This is a genomic window from Neobacillus endophyticus, assembly GCF_013248975.1.
Lineage (GTDB): Bacteria > Bacillota > Bacilli > Bacillales > Cytobacillaceae > Neobacillus > Neobacillus endophyticus.
In genome coordinates, this window is sequence record NZ_JABRWH010000001.1 from 601,346 (window position 1) to 619,278 (window position 17,933).

14 protein-coding genes and 1 pseudogene are annotated in these 17,933 nt (G+C 38.6%); 10 read left to right on the forward strand and 5 right to left on the reverse strand.

Annotation, left to right across the window (positions count from 1 at the left end; translation table 11 throughout):
* Positions 1-3: 3 nt before the first annotated feature.
* The 9 genes from HPT25_RS02985 to HPT25_RS03025 all read left to right on the forward strand — a co-directional run bounded on the left by HPT25_RS02985 (position 4) and on the right by HPT25_RS03025 (position 10,796).
* Positions 4-705: a Crp/Fnr family transcriptional regulator gene (locus HPT25_RS02985; protein ID WP_246277126.1), complete on the forward strand. Its 702-nt coding sequence runs from the start codon at positions 4-6 to the stop codon at positions 703-705.
* 134 nt (positions 706-839) lie between these two features.
* The gene (locus HPT25_RS02990; protein ID WP_173059722.1) at positions 840-1,478 is read left to right on the forward strand and encodes a hypothetical protein; all 639 of its coding nucleotides are present in this window, start codon (positions 840-842) and stop codon (positions 1,476-1,478) included.
* Positions 1,479-1,685: 207 nt separating this feature from the next.
* Positions 1,686-3,080 carry an arginine-ornithine antiporter gene (gene arcD / locus HPT25_RS02995; protein WP_173059725.1) on the forward strand — a complete coding sequence of 465 codons (1,395 nt, stop codon included), beginning with the start codon at positions 1,686-1,688 and terminating at the stop codon, positions 3,078-3,080.
* Between the two features lie 434 nt (positions 3,081-3,514).
* Positions 3,515-4,753: an arginine deiminase gene (gene arcA, locus HPT25_RS03000; RefSeq protein WP_173070835.1), complete on the forward strand. Its 1,239-nt coding sequence runs from the start codon at positions 3,515-3,517 to the stop codon at positions 4,751-4,753.
* A 49-nt stretch (positions 4,754-4,802) separates the two neighbouring features.
* Complete coding sequence (argF, locus tag HPT25_RS03005) at positions 4,803-5,813, forward strand: ornithine carbamoyltransferase (protein ID WP_173059728.1); 1,011 nt, start codon at positions 4,803-4,805, stop codon at positions 5,811-5,813.
* Between the two features lie 78 nt (positions 5,814-5,891).
* On the forward strand, positions 5,892-7,292 hold the full coding sequence (gene arcD, locus HPT25_RS03010; RefSeq protein ID WP_173059731.1) for an arginine-ornithine antiporter: 1,401 nt from the start codon (positions 5,892-5,894) through the stop codon (positions 7,290-7,292).
* 31 nt (positions 7,293-7,323) lie between these two features.
* A complete protein-coding gene (arcC, locus tag HPT25_RS03015) occupies positions 7,324-8,283 on the forward strand; it encodes a carbamate kinase (RefSeq protein ID WP_173059735.1) in 960 nt (319 codons plus the stop codon).
* A 262-nt stretch (positions 8,284-8,545) separates the two neighbouring features.
* On the forward strand, positions 8,546-9,901 hold the full coding sequence (locus tag HPT25_RS03020) for a M20 family metallopeptidase (protein WP_173059738.1): 1,356 nt from the start codon (positions 8,546-8,548) through the stop codon (positions 9,899-9,901).
* Positions 9,902-10,121: 220 nt separating this feature from the next.
* Entirely contained in the window at positions 10,122-10,796 is a 675-nt protein-coding gene (locus tag HPT25_RS03025) for a spore coat protein (protein WP_173059741.1), read from the forward strand.
* Positions 10,797-10,975: 179 nt separating this feature from the next.
* Here the strand turns inward: HPT25_RS03025 and HPT25_RS03030 are convergent, their stop codons facing one another.
* The 5 genes from HPT25_RS03030 to HPT25_RS03050 all read right to left on the reverse strand — a co-directional run bounded on the left by HPT25_RS03030 (position 10,976) and on the right by HPT25_RS03050 (position 17,576).
* Positions 10,976-12,466, reverse strand: coding sequence for a L,D-transpeptidase family protein (locus HPT25_RS03030; RefSeq protein WP_173059744.1), 1,491 nt, complete (start codon positions 12,464-12,466; stop codon positions 10,976-10,978).
* Between the two features lie 191 nt (positions 12,467-12,657).
* Positions 12,658-13,926, reverse strand: coding sequence for a polysaccharide deacetylase family protein (locus HPT25_RS03035; protein ID WP_173059747.1), 1,269 nt, complete (start codon positions 13,924-13,926; stop codon positions 12,658-12,660).
* Between the two features lie 577 nt (positions 13,927-14,503).
* A complete protein-coding gene (locus HPT25_RS03040) occupies positions 14,504-16,930 on the reverse strand; it encodes a heavy metal translocating P-type ATPase (RefSeq protein ID WP_173059749.1) in 2,427 nt (808 codons plus the stop codon).
* A gap of 84 nt (positions 16,931-17,014) precedes the next feature.
* Positions 17,015-17,221 carry a copper chaperone CopZ gene (gene copZ / locus HPT25_RS03045; protein WP_173059752.1) on the reverse strand — a complete coding sequence of 69 codons (207 nt, stop codon included), beginning with the start codon at positions 17,219-17,221 and terminating at the stop codon, positions 17,015-17,017.
* Positions 17,222-17,246: 25 nt separating this feature from the next.
* Entirely contained in the window at positions 17,247-17,576 is a 330-nt protein-coding gene (locus tag HPT25_RS03050; RefSeq protein WP_173070837.1) for a metal-sensitive transcriptional regulator, read from the reverse strand.
* A gap of 174 nt (positions 17,577-17,750) precedes the next feature.
* On the opposite strand from HPT25_RS03050, the pseudogene HPT25_RS03055 reads away from it, so the two are divergent.
* A pseudogene (locus tag HPT25_RS03055) lies at positions 17,751-17,873 on the forward strand (YVTN family beta-propeller repeat-containing protein); the annotation flags it as partial.
* Positions 17,874-17,933: the final 60 nt, after the last annotated feature.

Below are 17,933 nucleotides of genomic sequence, written 5' to 3' on the forward strand. Positions count from 1 at the left end.
CTCATGTATAGTGCAAATGCCATAAGCATGGATATTATAAATGATTTACACCAATTTGATATTTTTAATCACATTACAGACAAAACCCTTAGGAAGTACCTTCCATACTTCTATTTTCGCAGCTACAAGAAGCATCAGTGCCTTTTTATGCAAGGAGATCCCCGTGACAAGATTTTCTTTTTACTTGATGGCTATGTCATGTACGAGCGGAGCAGCAAGGAGGGCAGCATGATGTATCTGGACTTCGTCAAAAGAAATCAAATGTTCCCTTATGTCGGATTATTTCAAGACACTGTGTATCAAGACACTGCTCTGGCAGTTACGGATGTTCACTTATATTTTATCGAAACACATATTTTTGAAGAATGGATTAAAACGAATCCGAAGCAACTTCTTTCAATTATTAATAAGTTATCTGACATTCTCAATCTTCATCAGAAACGTGTCCAAAAGATTATGGTCCCCAATGCCCAGGAACGAGTTATTCATACCCTGCAATTTTTGATGGAGGATCTTGGAGAAAAGAAGAAGGACGGGATTCAAATCCCCTGTCCGCTTACCGCTGCTAACATCGCGAAAATATCCGGCACAACGCGGGAAACAGTCAGCCATTTGATCAACCAATTAAAACGTGATGAAGTGATTTCCGTCGAAGCCAAGAAAATTCATTTTCATGACCCGGAATATTTTAAAGAAATTACGTAGCAGCGAAAGGAATGGCAAATTTCGTTTAGGATTTTGTCCTTTTGAATATATTTTTCAGAAAAATCAGTCAAAATATTTTATCTTCCTCCCTTTTGAATTTATAATAGTAGTAAATAATTTCAAAAGAGAGAGGAGTGTGTCCAGCCATTACAAAGGTTTCTTATCATATTGTTGGTCCTGTCATTTTTGTGCTAGGCCTACTTTTAGTTCTGAGACTGCCAAATATCGAGGGATTGCTGGGTAATTGTTTATTCAATCTACCTGCAGGTGATGGAACCATTCTATTAAGAATTGCAGCTGCCATTATGCAAATGGCTGGAATTCTATTATTTTTAAAATGGTTTGATGAACACGGAAAAGAAGAGCATGTCAAACTTTACAAAAAATATGAACCCCTCATCCTTATTTTTCTTATATTTCTTTCTCCGATCATTTTAAATGCTGCCATTGATTCGACGGTAAAAGCGTATGTTTATGCCGGCAAAAGCGGCGGTGCCGCCGTTGAAATTATTGCAGGCAATCAGCCTTGCGGGATCGACAGACAAAAAGGACTTGCGAAATGCTCCATCACTTTAAAAAACTACAACCATGTTTCACAAAAGGTAAATTTACAATTGACTTGGAAAAAACTTAGCAAAACCAATACAACCCCTGTTTACTTAATAAAAAGACAGGAAAAAACGGTGTACCTTCAGATTCCGCTTCCTTCTTCTGAACTGAAGCAGCTCGGCACAAAAGCAGAATCACAGCAGCCTGTTATCCTCATTCAATAGCCCAAAGATGTTCATCCAAACATTCTTTGGGTCATTTTTTCCCCCTATTCTTTCAAGCATTTTCTTCTAACGCTATTCTTTTCCATTTAATTACCATTGATTTCGTTGAAAAATACTTATATGATACTTTTTGGATTTTTAATAAAAATCCGGTAAATTCTATTATTATACATAATTTAAAGTGTTTCACCTGGAAGGAAGATACGAATGAACGAAAAAAAGCTTGGAATATTTGCATTAATTGCTTTAGTTATTGGCTCACAGATTGGCGGCGGAGGATTTAACGTGGCTACCGATATGGCAGCAAGTGCCAATGCCGGTTCCATATTAATTGGCTGGAGCATAACCGGTATCGGAATGTTTGCCCTTGTCTTCTCTTTTCAAAACTTAACGAACAAAAAGCCTGAATTAGACAGCGGAATTTACAGCTTCGCTAAAGCTGGGTTCGGCAGCTACCTGGGTTTCAGTTCTGCTTGGGGCTACTGGCTGTCTGTATGGCTAGGAAATATCGCTTTCTTAACATTACTATTCAGCTCATTAGGTTATTTTTTTCCGGTCTTTACCGGGGGAAATTTAGCCTCCATAATTGGTGCCTCCCTCTTGTTATGGATGATGATTTTTTTCATCTTACGGGGGGTTCAATCCGCAGCACTTGTTAATATCGTAGTAACAATCGCCAAATTAGTTCCGATTTTCCTTTTTATTATCATTGCGCTGTTTGCTTTTCATTTTAAAACTTTCACACACAACTTCTGGGGGAGCAGCGGTTTCCATTTTGGCGATGTGCTAAATCAAACAAAAAGCACGATGCTTGTATCACTATGGGTATTTACTGGTGTGGAAGGTGCAATTGTCCTATCAAGTCGGGCACGAAATAAAAAAGACGTCGGAAAAGCGACCGTCATTGGTTTATGTTCCACTTTAATTATTTATGTATTAATTTCCGTCTTGTCCCTTGGTGCCATGCCGCATGCTCAGCTTGCTGGTTTAAAAAGCCCATCAATGGCTTATGTACTAAAAAGCATTGTCGGCCCATGGGGGGCAGCTTTCATTACTCTCGGGTTAATGATTTCACTTTTAGGAGCTTTGCTGGGATGGACTTTGTTTGCGGCAGAGGTGCCTTATATTGCCGGGAAGGATGGCACTTTTCCAAAACTGTTTGCAAAACAGAATCAAAATAACGTTCCTAGAAACTCATTGATTTTCACCGCCTTACTGATCCAAATTTTCCTGTTAACATTACTGGTATCTAAAAAACCATACAATTTTGCCTTTTCCATGGCCAGCTCGGCCATTTTGGTACCCTACTTATTCTCGGCGCTATATCAGGTAAAGTACAGTTATCAGCAAAAAGAAATCAAGCAAATGATCATTGGGATGATCGCTTCCCTTTATAGCTTATGGATTTTATATGCCGCTGGAATAAGCTATCTGCTGCTTACAGCTGTTTTATATGCCCTGGGGATATTCGTTTTTATTTTTGCCCAGAAGGAAAATAACCGAAAAACCTTTAAACCCTTTGAAATCATGTGGGCAAGTGCCATTTTCCTGGTCGCAATATTCTCCATCATCATGTTAGCTGCAGGTAAAATCACCATATAAAGAAAACTCGCTGACTGGCGAGCCCGACAGGGCGAAGACAGTGGCGTAGTTGCCCTTATTTATGCCTGATAGGAAAGTAATACTTTCCTATCGGATAAAAAGAAGACTGGCCATGAGGTCAGTCTTCTTTTTATCTATAAATTTTCTTAATTTTAGAACTTTAACTGTGAATTAAATGTGACATTCAGTCATTATTCATGCATGTCAATTCGAAAATGCCAAATCCTGCTCTTCTTTACATAAATATGCATCCATCTTTATAGCTTTGACAAAATTACGTAATGACATTCACAATCTCACTGTAATAACGCTTACGAAATAAATCGCTTTCATCACTTAAACTAAAAGTGTAGCAAGGAAAGATCATAAAAAGGAGGAAGAAAAACATGAGTATTGTGGCTGAACGTAATTCCGAATCGGGAACTCAAAATAAATTGATGCATCCCATCCATGTTACTTCAGAAATTGGTACTTTGAGAACCGTTTTACTAAAGCGTCCTGGTAAAGAGGTTGAAAATTTGGTGCCGGAATATCTGCAGCGCTTATTATTCGATGATATTCCTTACTTACCGGTGATTCAAAGAGAACATGATTATTTTGCCGAAACATTAAAAAACAGAGGCATAGAAGTCCTATACCTCGAAAAATTAGCTTCTGAAACATTAAGTAATCCAGAACTAAAAAAACAATTTGTTGATGATATTTTAAGAGAAAGTCAAGCCAATGTCAATGGTGCCGCTAAAGTTTTAAGAGAATACTTACTGTCGTTCTCTTCTGCAGAAATGATAGACAAAATCATGAGCGGTGTACTGAAAAGAGAGATAGAAGAAAGCAAAAAAACACATTTATATGAATTTATGGATGATCATTATCCTTTTTACCTGGATCCAATGCCTAACCTTTATTTCACACGTGATCCGGCAGCAAGTATTGGCAACGGCTTATCGATTAACAGAATGCGCGAACCAGCCCGCCGCCGCGAGTCCTTATTTATGCAATATATCATCCATTATCACCCACGGTTTGCCGGCCATGATGTACCAATTTGGCTTGATCGTGATTATGATTTCCCAATCGAAGGCGGAGATGAACTCATTTTAAGTGATGAAGTAATCGCCATTGGCGTTTCTGCCCGTACTTCAGCAAGAGCAATTGAAAGATTGGCATTGAATTTATTCAAACGAAACAGCAACTTTAAAAAGGTAATGGCTGTTGAAATTCCTAAATGCCGCGCCTTTATGCATCTGGATACAGTATTTACCATGGTAGACCATGATAAATTTACGATTCACCCTGCCATTCAAGGTCCACAAGGAGATATGAATGTATACATCCTTGAAAAAGGGGATGATGAAAATCACGTGAATATTTCTCACCGCTCCAACCTTCAAGAAGCATTAAAAGAAGCTCTTGGATTAAGTGAACTTGTACTAATTCCTTGCGGCGGCGGTGATGAAATTGCTTCTTCCCGTGAGCAATGGAATGATGGCTCCAATACATTGGCTATTGCTCCAGGCGTCGTGGTCACATATGACCGAAACTATATTTCTAATGAACTATTGCGCCAGCACGGCATTGAGGTAGTAGAAATCTTAAGCTCGGAATTATCCCGCGGCCGTGGGGGTCCACGCTGCATGAGCATGCCGATCGTTCGTGAAGATTTAAGAAAATAGACCGATAGATAACGAATTTAACAAAAAATGATTAAAGGAGAGATTCGAAATGTTAGCAACTACACCAAAATTACAAGGCAAAAGCTTTTTATGTGAAAAAGATTTTACGAAAGAAGAATTCCTCTATTTCATTGAATTGGCCATGAAATTAAAAGATGAGAAAAAACATGGCGTACCGCACCGCCATTTAGAAGGGAAAAATATTGCCCTTCTTTTTGAAAAACCATCAACCCGTACTCGTTGTGCATTTACAGTGGCTTGCATCGATCTTGGAGCACATCCTGAGTATTTAGGAAAAGATGACATCCAACTAGGTAAAAAAGAATCAATTGAAGATACGGCAAAAGTCTTAGGCCGCATGTTTGACGGAATTGAATTCCGCGGTTTTGAACACAAAAAAGTGGAAATGCTCGCAGAACATTCAGGTGTACCGGTTTGGAACGGATTAACAGATCAATGGCACCCAACACAAACATTAGCAGACTTTTTAACTGTCAAAGAACATTTCGGCCGTCTTGAAGGAATTAAATTTGTTTACGTTGGTGACGGACGAAACAATGTGGCAAACAGCTTGCTAGTTGGAGGTGCTCTTGTTGGCATGGACGTTCGCATTTGTTCACCAGAGTCACTCTTCCCTGCTGAGGAAATCGTTGAATTGGCAAAAGACCTTGCAGCAAAATCCGGCGGCAAAGTAACCATTACGGCCAATGTTGATGAAGGTGTTGCCGGTGCAGATGTCATTTATACAGATGTATGGGTATCCATGGGTGAAGAAGATAAATTTGCTGAAAGAATCGCACTTCTTTCTCCATACCAAGTAAACATGGAAATGGTTAAGAAAACAGGTAATGAGAATATGATTTTCCTTCACTGTCTTCCTGCTTTCCATGACCTTGAAACAACATACGGAAAAGATAGCTATACGAAACACGGTCTTTCAGAAATGGAAGTTACAGATGAAGTGTTCCGCAGCAAACATTCCAAAGTATTTGATCAGGCTGAGAACAGGATGCACACTATCAAAGCTGTTATGACAGCAACTCTTGGCAACCTGGAATAGCAGTCTGACTTGCAGGAGAAAGGAGCTTTTCTCCCTTCTCCTTCTTTTTTCCAATAAAAGTTTGAGGAGTGGAGAAAAATGGCTGATGCAAAAAAACTTGGTTTGTTTTCGTTAATTGCCATTGTAATTGGATCAATGATCGGCGGCGGTGCCTTTAACCTCGCATCTGATATGGCTGCCGGAGCATCCCCAGGAGCCATCATTATTGGCTGGGTAATTACCGGTGTAGGGATGATTTCCCTTGCCTTTTGCTTTCAAAACTTAACCAATAAACGCCCTGATTTGGAAGGCGGAATCTTCAGTTATGCGCGGGCAGGGTTTGGCGATTATTGGGGCTTTAACTCCGCATGGGGTTACTGGCTATCTGCATGGTTAGGCAATATCGCCTTTTTAACCCTGCTTTTCAGCGGTATTGGATATTTCTTCCCCATTTTTAATGGAGCAAATCTGGCTACGATCATTGGCGCTTCGGTTCTGCTTTGGTTACTGCATTTCTTAATTTTACGCGGTGTTCATTCTGCTGCGTTAGTCAACTTGGTCGTTACCATTGCAAAGCTTGTTCCAATCTTCCTATTTATCATTATTACCATCTTTGCGTTCAAATTCGGAACTTTTACACATGATTTCTGGGGGAAAAATGGCTTCAGCTTTACAGATGTTATGAGTCAAACAAAAAGTACTATGCTAGTCACCCTTTGGGTATTCATCGGAATTGAAGGTGCGGTCGTTCTTTCAAGCCGTGCTCAAAACATGAAGGATGTAGGAAAAGCAACTGTGATCGGTTTACTTTCAACCTTGATCATTTACGTCCTCATTTCCTTATTATCCTTTGGGATTATGTCACAAGCCCATCTCGCCGGATTAAAGAGCCCCTCAATGGCTTATGTATTAAAGGATGCTGTCGGCCCATGGGGCGCTGCCGTTGTCAATTTAGGATTAATCATTTCCCTTTTAGGTGCACTATTAGGTTGGACACTGCTTGCTGCTGAACTGCCATATATAGCAGCAAAAGATGGAATCCTGCCAAAAATGTTTGCTAAAGAAAACAAAAACAAAGCACCTGTTAATGCCTTAATCGTTACAAATGTTCTGGTACAAATTTTCTTATTAACATTATTAGTTTCTGATAAGCCATATAACTTTGCTTACTCTTTAGCCAGCTCAGCCATTTTAATTCCATATCTGTTCTCTGCATTGTTCCAATTAAAATACAGTATTCAACAGAAAGAAATCAAACAAATTGTGATTGGCGCCATCGCTTCCATTTATGGAGTTTGGCTGCTGTATGCTGCAGGCCTGAGTTATTTATTATTAACCGCTATTTTATACGCAATCGGTATTTTAGTCTTTAGAATCGCTCAAAAAGAACGTGGTGAAAAAACCTTTAAACAGCCATTCGAGCTTGTTTGGTCTATTATCTTTGATCTAATGGCCGTTATCGCAGTGATCATGCTGGTCATGGGGAAAATTTCATTCTAATCATTACTTCCAAGTATAGGAGGATTCACATATGTCTAAGAAAGTCGTCATCGCTTTAGGCGGAAACGCGATCCAAACAGGAGATGCCACTGCTACCGCCCAGCAGCTGGCACTTGAAAAAACAGCAAGACAACTTGTTGATTTTATTGAACAAGGAATTGATATTATTATTTCTCATGGAAATGGTCCTCAGGTCGGCAATATTTTACTTCAGCAGGCTGCCGCAGATTCGGTAAAAAACCCGGCGATGCCGCTTGATACTTGTGGCGCCATGAGCCAAGGGATGATTGGCTATTGGTTGCAAAATGCCATGGATAAAGCACTTAAAGAACGAGGAATAAATAAAAATGTTGTAACCGTCGTTACTAGGGTTGTCGTTGACAAGGATGATCCTGCATTCATTCATCCAACCAAACCGATTGGACCTTTCTACAGCGAAGATGAGGCAAAAAAAATAATGGAAGAAACGCAGGTTTGTTTTAATGAAGATGCCGGGCGCGGATGGAGACGGGTGGTGGCCTCTCCTAAACCAGTAAGCATTATGGAGCATTCCGTGATTAACACACTTGTCGAACAAGGGAATATCGTGATTTCAACAGGCGGCGGGGGAATTCCTGTCATTAATACTGAGCATGTAATTACTGGAGTGGAAGCCGTTATTGATAAAGACTTTGCTTCAGAAAAACTGGCTGAACTTGTTGATGCTGATGCATTAATTATTTTAACGGGCGTTGATCATGTCTACATTGAGTATAACAAACCAACGCAAAAGAAGTTGGAAGAAGTCACGGTGGCAGAATTAAATAAATATATTGCAGCTGGCCACTTTGCAGCCGGCAGCATGCTTCCAAAAGTGGAAGCTGCCATAAAATTTGCCGAAACAAGTCCTGAACGAAAAACGATCATTACTTCTCTAGAACAAGCAGTCAACGCTTTAGGCGGTAAAGCAGGAACAGTTGTATCATTGCATACTGCCCCAGTGTTGGTTTAAAAAGTTTCCCCCCATTGAATTGCTTATCAATGGGGGTTTTCCATTGTTTATACCGTTTATTCATTGTTAAACTTTAATCCTTAAAGGACTTGCCCTTTAACCCTTCCATTTTTCTATTTATATGGATGAATATTTACCATCCAAGCAGTACAATGTAATGGTTATTACATAACCTTTGTAGAATACTTACTTTAGTAGGAGTTATTTCGACTTAGAATAGAGTTATAGAGAATATTTTCTAAAAAGGAGGATGAACAGCTGAATGAATAAGGATCATTTAATTACCGAATTGCGCAATTTAGAAGCTGACTATCATCAAGCATTAATGGAGCTGGTTGCTATCCCCAGTGTCATCGATGAAACAGATTCTAATGCAGGTGCCCCATTTGGAAAAAATATAAGTCTTGCCCTGAAAAAAACGGTGGAAATTTGTGAGAAGCTTGGGTTTCATACATACTTTGATCCGGAAGGCTATTATGGCTATGCCGAAATTGGTGAAGGCCCGGAAATGATCGGCGTCCTCGGGCATCTGGATATCGTACCCGCCGGAAAATTGGACGAATGGTTGACACCGCCGTTCGTGGCAACGATTAAAGATGGTAACATGTACGGCAGAGGAACGCAGGATGACAAAGGTCCCACCCTGGCAGCCGTATTTGCTGTTAAAGCACTCATGAATCTTGGGGCAACTTTTCCAAAACGCGTTAGATTTATTTTCGGAACGGACGAAGAATCTCTGTGGCGCTGCATGAAGCGCTATTGCGAAATCGAAGAAATTCCAAGCTTAGGCTTTGCACCAGACTCCGTATTCCCATTAGTGTATGCCGAAAAAGGCTTATTGCAGCTGAACTTGGAAAGCACAAACGAAACTCCGCTCCGATTAACAGCAGGCAATGCCTTTAATGCGGTGCCTGACACCGCTAGTTACAACGGTGAAAAACAACAAGAACTAATCACTGCACTGGAAGAGTTGGGTTATTCCTATGAAAGGAATGAGGGCAGCGTTGTTGTAGTGGGAAGAGCAGTCCATGCTCAGGTTGCAGAGAAAGGAATCAATGCGATTACACGTCTGTTAATGGCATTGAAGCAAATCGGATATACTTCAAAAACAATAGATTTCATTCACGAAATCATTAAAGAAGATCCATATGCCTTGGAAATTTTTGGTGACTGCCAGGATGAAGCTTCTGGAAAATTGAAATTTAATATTGGAAAAGTAGAATTAAATGACGAGGTTGAACGCCTTTCCATTGATATCCGGTTTCCTGTAACAGTTGCTAAGGAGATCATTGTTACAAAGTTAACCACTGCCGCTGCAGCTTATGGATTAACCTATAAAGAATATGATTATCTTAAATCTATTTATGTACCAAAAGATCATTTTTTAATTAAAACGTTAATGAAGGTCTATCAAGATGTGACGGGAGATCTGGAATCAGAACCCATTTCTTCGGGAGGAGCCACTTATGCCAGAGCAATGGATAACTTTGTATCGTTTGGCGCTATATTCCCAAATCAGATAAAAACTGAACATCAGCCAAATGAACACATTGAATTAGAAGAAATGTTCAAAGCGATGATCATATACGCTAATGCGATTTTCCAATTAACCCGATGATTTGTATCTGGGAATACTTCGAGTGCGGGCGGGCTGTTTTTTCCGCCAACTGGTGGTGGAATTCCGCCATCTTTTGTATTTTCCCGCCAAACTTAAGTTTTTTCCGCTGACATGACACATTTTTCCGCCCAACTTAAGTTGGAGTATCATGAATAACTCTTATCTCTTGATAAATAATAAATATGGCTGTGTCCAATTATGATGAAGGAGGAGATTTGTTATGATGCAAAATCAACAAGGGCAACAGGGACAAATGCATCAAAATATGCATACAGGGGCTATTCCCCAACAATTAAATCATGGAGGCCATGAAGTTTTTGACCTTCATGAAGTATTATCAAGTACCGTTGGCACAATGAATCAATATTTGATGTTACGCCAGCATGTAAAAGATCAAGAATTACTCAATATTTTGGACCGTCAATATCAATTCATGCAGCAAGAATATAATACCACTGTTGATTGTTTTAGATCAGGTCAAGATCCTGCACAATCAACGCAAAGCTACAAGATGACTCAGGATAATGACTTCGTATACGGATTAAAACCGACCCAACCTAAAAAGCCTTGGCAATCTCTTTCGGAAATTTCTGACGAGTTTATTTCTAGCTGTATGCTAGCATCCTGTAAATCAGGCGCATCACACAAAACAATGGCTGCCCTTGAAACCACGAACCCAGTTGTTCGCCGTGTACTTGCCGATTCTGTTCCAAATTGTATTGAAATGGCCTACGAGCTGTCCATTTACCAAAATAAAAACCATTACTATCAAGTACCGCAGCTTTCACAACAGGATATGAATCAGTTGCTGAACGCTTTTGCACCTGCCCAAGGCACACCGCAAAACATGAATAATATGGGCGCAAACACAGCAATGAACAATATTAGACATTAATAAAGAAAACTCGCCGACTGGCGAGCCCGGCAGGGCGAAGACAGAGGCGTAGTTATGCCAGATAGGAAAGTTGCTTTCCTATCCGCTAAAAAAATGCTATCCTCATCATCCAGTTGAGGATAGCATTTTTTTACTTGCTGTTGATATCCGTTCCAATCAACAATTTGCTTTAACGTAGTCTAATAAATAATAACTGGCTCGTAAGTGCTCAGATTGTTATACACTTCTTTCATTATACTTGGCGGTGTGTTCACACAGCCGCCGGATCCTGCATGAATGTAAGCTGTACTGGACCAGTTGGTTCTCCAGCTCGCATCATGGAATCCTTCCCCATCATTTGTAAAAGGTGCCCAGTAATTAACAGGAACTCGATAGTGCACCATTCCATATTCACTACCTACAAGTATGGAAGGAGATTTTTTATATAATATATACCATACCCCTGGATGTGTATCTTGATTGACATCTGCTCTGCCAGTAACTACATTTGTGGTGAGCACCATCTGGCCATTTCTGTAAAGCCATATCCGTTGTTCATTAATAGACACTTCGGCGTAGGTATTCCCAATACCATTATTCATTGTGGTTTTATAGCCTATGGCTTCATTATCCCATCCATTCCCATAAATATTGGAAGCCACAACTGAATTTTGTCCTTTTTCAAGTGCGTCCAGAATCCGTTTACTTTCTTTATTCACATCAAGTGCCCAGCCATATGTTTGGCCTTTCACCGATATAATTGCCCCTGAATGGGTCTTGAACTGAAAGTTTTTATTTAATGTTGATTGAGAAGCATTGATTTTAGCCATTTCATTTTTTATTTCGCCAGGATCAATTGAAATTTGACCGTCTTTTGAAAGGGTAGCATTTTTAATTAAATCACTCCCTTTTAAAGCATAGGCTTTGTCTTGTACCGTATAATTAACGGTTCTTTGGAGGATATCCGACAGCGCTTTCTGTTTCTGTTTGATGATCGCACTGTTTTCTTTAATCGGCTGTATGTATACAGGATTTAGCTGGATGACGCTCCGATATTCATGGTTTTGATATTGCTGAAGTAACTTTTCAATATCATATTGTTTGCCATTGATGCTTTTAGAAACTACGATTGCTCCCTGCTCCACTCGGACATCTGCATCCACCGGGGCTTTAAGGTTCTTATTCATGGCGATGAGTTTATTCTTTACAAGATCTTTCAATGTTTGGCTTCGATACTGATCCACCGCTTTTGGCAATAAGATATAATTTTTTGCTTTGGATGTAGGAAAAATGGTCTGCTGGCTTTTTAATACTTTTTGCACACCAGGCAAGTCTTCGTTCGTAAAGCCCATCTTTGTATCATTTCCATCGATTATTCGCTCTTGGCCTACATAGACTTCATTTTTAAGTACCGTTGCTCCTAATTTTTTTATGGCTTTGTCAGCCGTCAGTCCGCCGACATTAATACCATTAATGGAGATTTGAGCATTAAACCTCGTCGCCTGATAATAATAGAGCCCCCCGAATACGATAACAGCTATTATCACAATAGCTCCTATGCCCATTTTCCAATTTAAAAAACTGCTTGGCCTGTTGTTCGCCTTTTTCCTTGTCACTTCTTGGACTGCTTCCTGTGTTGCATGTTCCAAAACCGTTCCCTCCGTTCTTCTGAGCACCCAGACAGCAATCATGACCAACATATGTCTGTGGTTTTGGGTCTTTATTTATATCATGGTCAGTATTCACTATTATAGTAGAAGAGGCTGCGAGGAATTTGTCATAATTTGTATATAAAAATATTAAAAATATGATTAGAATTGTTAGAAGCGTAAATGAAAAAAAGCATGCAGATTATGTTTGCCTGCATGCTTTACGTTCATTATTAACTTACTAAATATTTGAACAGTGTAAGTGAGATCTTAGGTGTGATGATGAAGCGCGGGATTAAATATGGATTCACGCCCATTTTTGCATACCCTTCTGTTGTTGTAAATGCACTTTTAAACCCAAGCTCTTTTAAAATCTGAATGGCTCGTGAATTGTATTGTCCGAATGGATAGGCAAAAGACTGGGCATGGACTATTTTTTGACTTAGGGCAATATCTGATTTGACAATATTGTATGGCAAAGCAACTACATCAGATGTTTTATTTTTATAATAACTATGAAGATTGTTCGTATGACTTTGGAATTCAAAAATGTCTTTCATTTGATCCATTTCCGGATAAGAAAGAGTATCTACTTTGTTTGGATTCCAAGCGTAAGGAGTTTTGGCAATTCTTTCAGTTATCATAAATTCAGTAGCTTTTAAGTTATATTTTTTCAAAATCGGATAGGCATAGCGATAAACAGACTGTAGCCCATCATCAAATGTTATTAATACAGTATTTTCAGGTAAAATTATTTTCCCATTTAAATAATTTTCTAAATCTCCTGTCGTAATGGGGGTAAAATTTTTATTGTGCAGGTAACCCATTTGCTGATCAAATGTCTCTGGAGTGATGGTGGTACCCGAAGTTCTAAATAATTTGTTCTCCCTGTTCTCCAAGAAATGGTGATAGGTTAAAACTGGGATACCGTAATCCAACTTCACACCCGTACGTTTAACATAGCCAATTTTCCCTGCAATATCAAACATTAACCAATTTTTATCAAAATCCAACATCGGATAACGTTCTTTTTTTAATAAAGAGGCTATTGGAACCTCATGTCCTCTGTAATTACTGTAGATCGGGGTATTATCTAGGGTATTGTAGTATTTTACAATCGGATTTTTTATTTGATCATCATCTGAATGTTGCCCTTTTGTTGATAAAACCACATCGTTTTTGGAAATAATACCGTCATTATTACCAATCCTTACTACAACCCATTTATGATCATAATCTTCTTTTGAATTAATTTCCTGACCATTTGAAAGTGTTGCAACCGCCATTAATTTTCCATCTAAAGATTCATAGATGGGAACATTATTTTTATTGGTCATATAATATCTTTGTATGTTTGCGTTTAAGTTTTTAACCACAATCGCTTTAGGTTTCTTGTTTTTTAAGGAACGAATATGGTTATATTTCTGGAATTCTATGCACCCGAATACCACTAATCCGATTAAAATAATGGCAGAGATGAGTAATACTACTTTTCTTTTCATATGTGTTCACCTAAAGTTTTATAGATTTATAGTTTTTAAGTATAACTTAAGATAAGTAGTTTATACTAGAGAATTTCCATTAAAAATGAATTAATTATTTCTCATTTCAAATATATTTTAATAGATCGATTTCTTAATCATTTCTTCATAAATCATTAATCGAGTATGTCGAAATCGACATTGAACATTTCTGATTTTGTTATTTTTTTATATTTTTGTATAAAAAAGGATGAACTTTACCTACATGGCCGTCATTGTATGCCATGTGGTTGAAAATATTGGAATGGATATTGGCATTCTTCCTATAACGGGTATACCTTGCCTTTTGTAAGTTATGGGGGAGCTCATTAATGAGCAACATGTTAGCGATGGGATTAATTCTAAATATAAGCTATCGGTCACAGCATTACATGTTTGGGAACTAGAATTGTTAAAAACTATATCCAGTATCTTATTTGCAAAAAAAATGAGCTGACCAAAAGCTAATGGAATGACGGCTTTTTGAGTCAGCTCTTTCATTTTCACTTTTTTCCCCTTTAAAAATTTCTACTACAAAACTGAGATGTAATGGTTGATTTTATCTATTTTCATTTAATTTTACTTTTTGCAGACGTAAGGCATTAAGAACAACGGATACGGAACTGAATGCCATCGCCGCACCCGCAAGCCATGGAGCAAGGAAGCCAAGAGCAGCAATTGGAATGCCCAGCGTATTATAAGCAAGGGCCCAGAAAAGATTCTGCTTTATATTATGAATGGTCTTTTTACTTATGAATAATGCATCTGCGATACTATTTAAGTCGCCGCGTATAAGGGTGATATCAGCTACTTCCATTGCGATATCTGTTCCAGTACCCATAGCCATTCCAATATCAGCAACTGCAAGGGCAGGTGCATCATTGATCCCATCTCCGACCATTGCCACTATCTTCCCTTGACTTTGCAATTTTTCAATTTCATTCGCCTTACCTTCTGGAAGAACTTCGGCAATCACCCTCTCAATACCTGCTTGGAATGCAATTGCTTCAGCTGTTTGCCGATTATCCCCTGTCATCATTATGACTTCAATTCCCATATTTTTAAGCCTGCCAATTGCTGCTTTTGAAGTTTCTTTCATCGTATCCGCTACCGCTACAATCCCGGCGTAATGACCATTAATGGCTACAAGCATGGCTGTTTTCCCAGCTCTTTCAAATGCATCCATTTGATCAACAGCATCTTCAACGGATACAGTAAACTTATTCATTAACTTCCTTGTACCCACTAACAGATGTTTTCCATCGACTATTGCTTTGATCCCATATCCCGGAATGTTTTCAAATTCGGTTACCTTCTTTAAGGATGTTCCTTTAGCATTTATTCCTTGCACGATCGCTTGGGCAAGAGGATGTTCTGATGATTTTTCAGCAGATCCAACCAATGATAAAAATTCCTGTTCATTTTGATCTGGAGCTGTTAAAACATCTGTTAAAATCGGTGCTCCGTTTGTAACGGTGCCAGTTTTGTCTAAAACAACAGTTGAAATCTTATGTGTCGTTTCTAAGTGCTCACCGCCTTTAAAGAGAATACCGAATTCAGCTGCCCGGCCTGAACCAGCCATAATAGAAGTTGGCGTGGCCAGTCCCAGGGCGCATGGGCACGCGATGACTAAAACAGCAATAAATTTCTCTAAGCTATGCGCAAAATCCCCCGGTATTATCCAAACATACCACACCAAAAATACTAGTACGGCAATAGCAACAACAATTGGAACAAACACACCCGAAATCTTATCAGCAAGACGTTGTATTGGTGCCTTTGAACCTTGTGCTTCTTCTACTATTTTAATAATCTGAGCCAAAGCCGTATCTCTCCCAACTTTGGTGGCTTCCACTATTAGATAACCATTTTTATTAATAGTAGCACCTATCACTTCATCTCCAATACTTTTATCAACCGGGACACTTTCACCAGTCAGCATGGACTCATCAATAACCGAACGCCCTTCGATGATCTTACCGTCAACCGGTATTTTTTCACCCGGTTTAACATGAAGGAGATCTCCGACCAGCACGTCTTCTATTGGTATCTCTTGTTCTATTCCTTCTCTCTCAACAATCGCGGTGTTAGCTTTCAACCCCATTAACTTCTTAATTGCTTCTGATGAACGGCCTTTTGCTTTTGCTTCAAATAGCTTGCCAAGAATAATTAAAGTAATAAGGATCGAGCTTGTTTCAAAGTAAAGTTCTACGGAATATGGATGACGACCAATTGACATCCAGGCTAAGTACAAACTATAAAAATATGCTGCAGATGTTCCTAAAGCAACGAGAACATCCATATTTGCACTTTTATTCTTTAATGCTTTATAGGCCCCAACATAAAACTGTTTTCCAATCAAAAACTGTACTGGAGTCGCTAAAGCAAACTGTATCCAGGGGTTCATAACCATTCTTGGTACCCAAATAAACGAGGTGAAGGAAAAGTGTCCAACCATAGCCCATAAAAGGGGCAATGAAAGGATGGCTGAAAAGAGCAACTTCCTGGTCTGTTTTTGAATTTCCTTTTGCCGATAATCAATAGACTCTTTTTCCTTTTCCTTTATATGTGCACCATATCCAAGACTTTCTACTTTCTTGATTATTTCACTTGTTGAGAGAACTGAAAGGTTATACTCAACTGTTGCTTTTTCCAACACTAAATTTACATTTGCTTTCACTACACCATTTAATTTGTTTAGTCCTTTTTCGATTCGGGTCGCACAAGCAGCACAAGTCATTCCAGTAATATCAAATTCTGTTTTTTCCTTGACAACATCGTAACCCAAATCCTGAATCTTCTTTTCAATATCTTCGTAATTTATTTTCTCTGGATCAAATATAATATTTGATCTTTCTAAGGCCAGATTAACATTTGCTTTTTCTATGCCTTCTAATTTATTAAGACCTTTTTCAATTCTGGTCGCACAGGCAGCACAAGTCATTCCTGATATCTGCAAATTAGTTTCCTTTACGTTTTGACTCATAAAAGCCACTCCTTATACCCCTTATGGGTATATTTTTTTGCTAAAAGAACGTGCCTATTCATAGCACGTCTTTTTGTTCCATTTTTACTTTAATTCATACCCCTGATCATCAATGGTTTCTTTAATTTTATCTAATGAAACGTCTTGCGGATTAAATTCTACCTCTACTTTAGCTGCCTTTAAATCTACTTTTACGGAGCTAACACCATTAAGTGAACCTACACTTCCTTCTACCGCTTTAACACAGTGTCCGCAAGACATCCCTTGAACATTTAATGTTACCTTTTCCATTTATAAAACTCCCTTTCTATATTCGTTATTTTTTTATTAGCTTTTGAATGGTGATTAACAGTTCATCAACTACTTCATGGTCACCCTCTTGGATTCTTTCAACTACACAACTTTTCAAATGGCCTTCCAACAGAATTTTTGCAACACTATTTAATGCTGCTTGAGTTGCTGCTATTTGATTGATGACATCATCACAATAGGTATCTTTTTCAATCAACCCCTTAATACCGCGAATCTGTCCCTCAATACGATTTAATCTGGTGATAAGATTTTGTTTTGTTTTATCTGAATGATGGCTTTTTCGCCCCGACGCCGAAGTATTACAATGCTCATTATTCAAAATATCATGAGTCATTTTTTCAGGATCGTTATTATGCATAACACCCCTCCTATAGATTGATATTACCATACCCCCCTACCCTATTCAATAGGCTATTTATATATTTTTCTTTTCAATTTAACAAATTCGAATTCAGCGCAAAGTGGAGATCCCTTTTTGTAATAAACATTTTATTTTTTTCTTACTTCAAAGTTTACGTATGTAACGAATATGTTTGATAATACCGTTAGTGTCATCGACAACAGCCAAAATAAAGTGTTAAAAACAATTAAAGTAGGAAAAACTCCTAACGGGATTAGTATCATGCCTTAAATCATAAAGCAAAGGATATGTAAAGCGGCTGAATACTCAGCCGCTTTTTTAGCAACTTTA

Excerpts from the sequence above, each read along its gene's own strand:
- HPT25_RS02985 (WP_246277126.1), top strand. The coding sequence starts at position 4 with ATGTATAGTGCAAATGCCATAAGCATGGATATTATAAATGATTTACAC.
- arcD (WP_173059725.1), top strand. The coding sequence starts at position 1,686 with ATGAACGAAAAAAAGCTTGGAATATTTGCATTAATTGCTTTAGTTATT.
- argF (WP_173059728.1), top strand. The coding sequence starts at position 4,803 with ATGTTAGCAACTACACCAAAATTACAAGGCAAAAGCTTTTTATGTGAA.
- arcD (WP_173059731.1), top strand. The coding sequence starts at position 5,892 with ATGGCTGATGCAAAAAAACTTGGTTTGTTTTCGTTAATTGCCATTGTA.
- arcC (WP_173059735.1), top strand. The coding sequence starts at position 7,324 with ATGTCTAAGAAAGTCGTCATCGCTTTAGGCGGAAACGCGATCCAAACA.
- HPT25_RS03020 (WP_173059738.1), top strand. The coding sequence starts at position 8,546 with ATGAATAAGGATCATTTAATTACCGAATTGCGCAATTTAGAAGCTGAC.
- HPT25_RS03025 (WP_173059741.1), top strand. The coding sequence starts at position 10,122 with ATGATGCAAAATCAACAAGGGCAACAGGGACAAATGCATCAAAATATG.
- HPT25_RS03030 (WP_173059744.1), bottom strand. The coding sequence starts at position 12,466 with ATGATTGCTGTCTGGGTGCTCAGAAGAACGGAGGGAACGGTTTTGGAA.
- HPT25_RS03035 (WP_173059747.1), bottom strand. The coding sequence starts at position 13,926 with ATGAAAAGAAAAGTAGTATTACTCATCTCTGCCATTATTTTAATCGGA.
- HPT25_RS03040 (WP_173059749.1), bottom strand. The coding sequence starts at position 16,930 with ATGAGTCAAAACGTAAAGGAAACTAATTTGCAGATATCAGGAATGACT.
- copZ (WP_173059752.1), bottom strand. The coding sequence starts at position 17,221 with ATGGAAAAGGTAACATTAAATGTTCAAGGGATGTCTTGCGGACACTGT.
- HPT25_RS03050 (WP_173070837.1), bottom strand. The coding sequence starts at position 17,576 with ATGACTCATGATATTTTGAATAATGAGCATTGTAATACTTCGGCGTCG.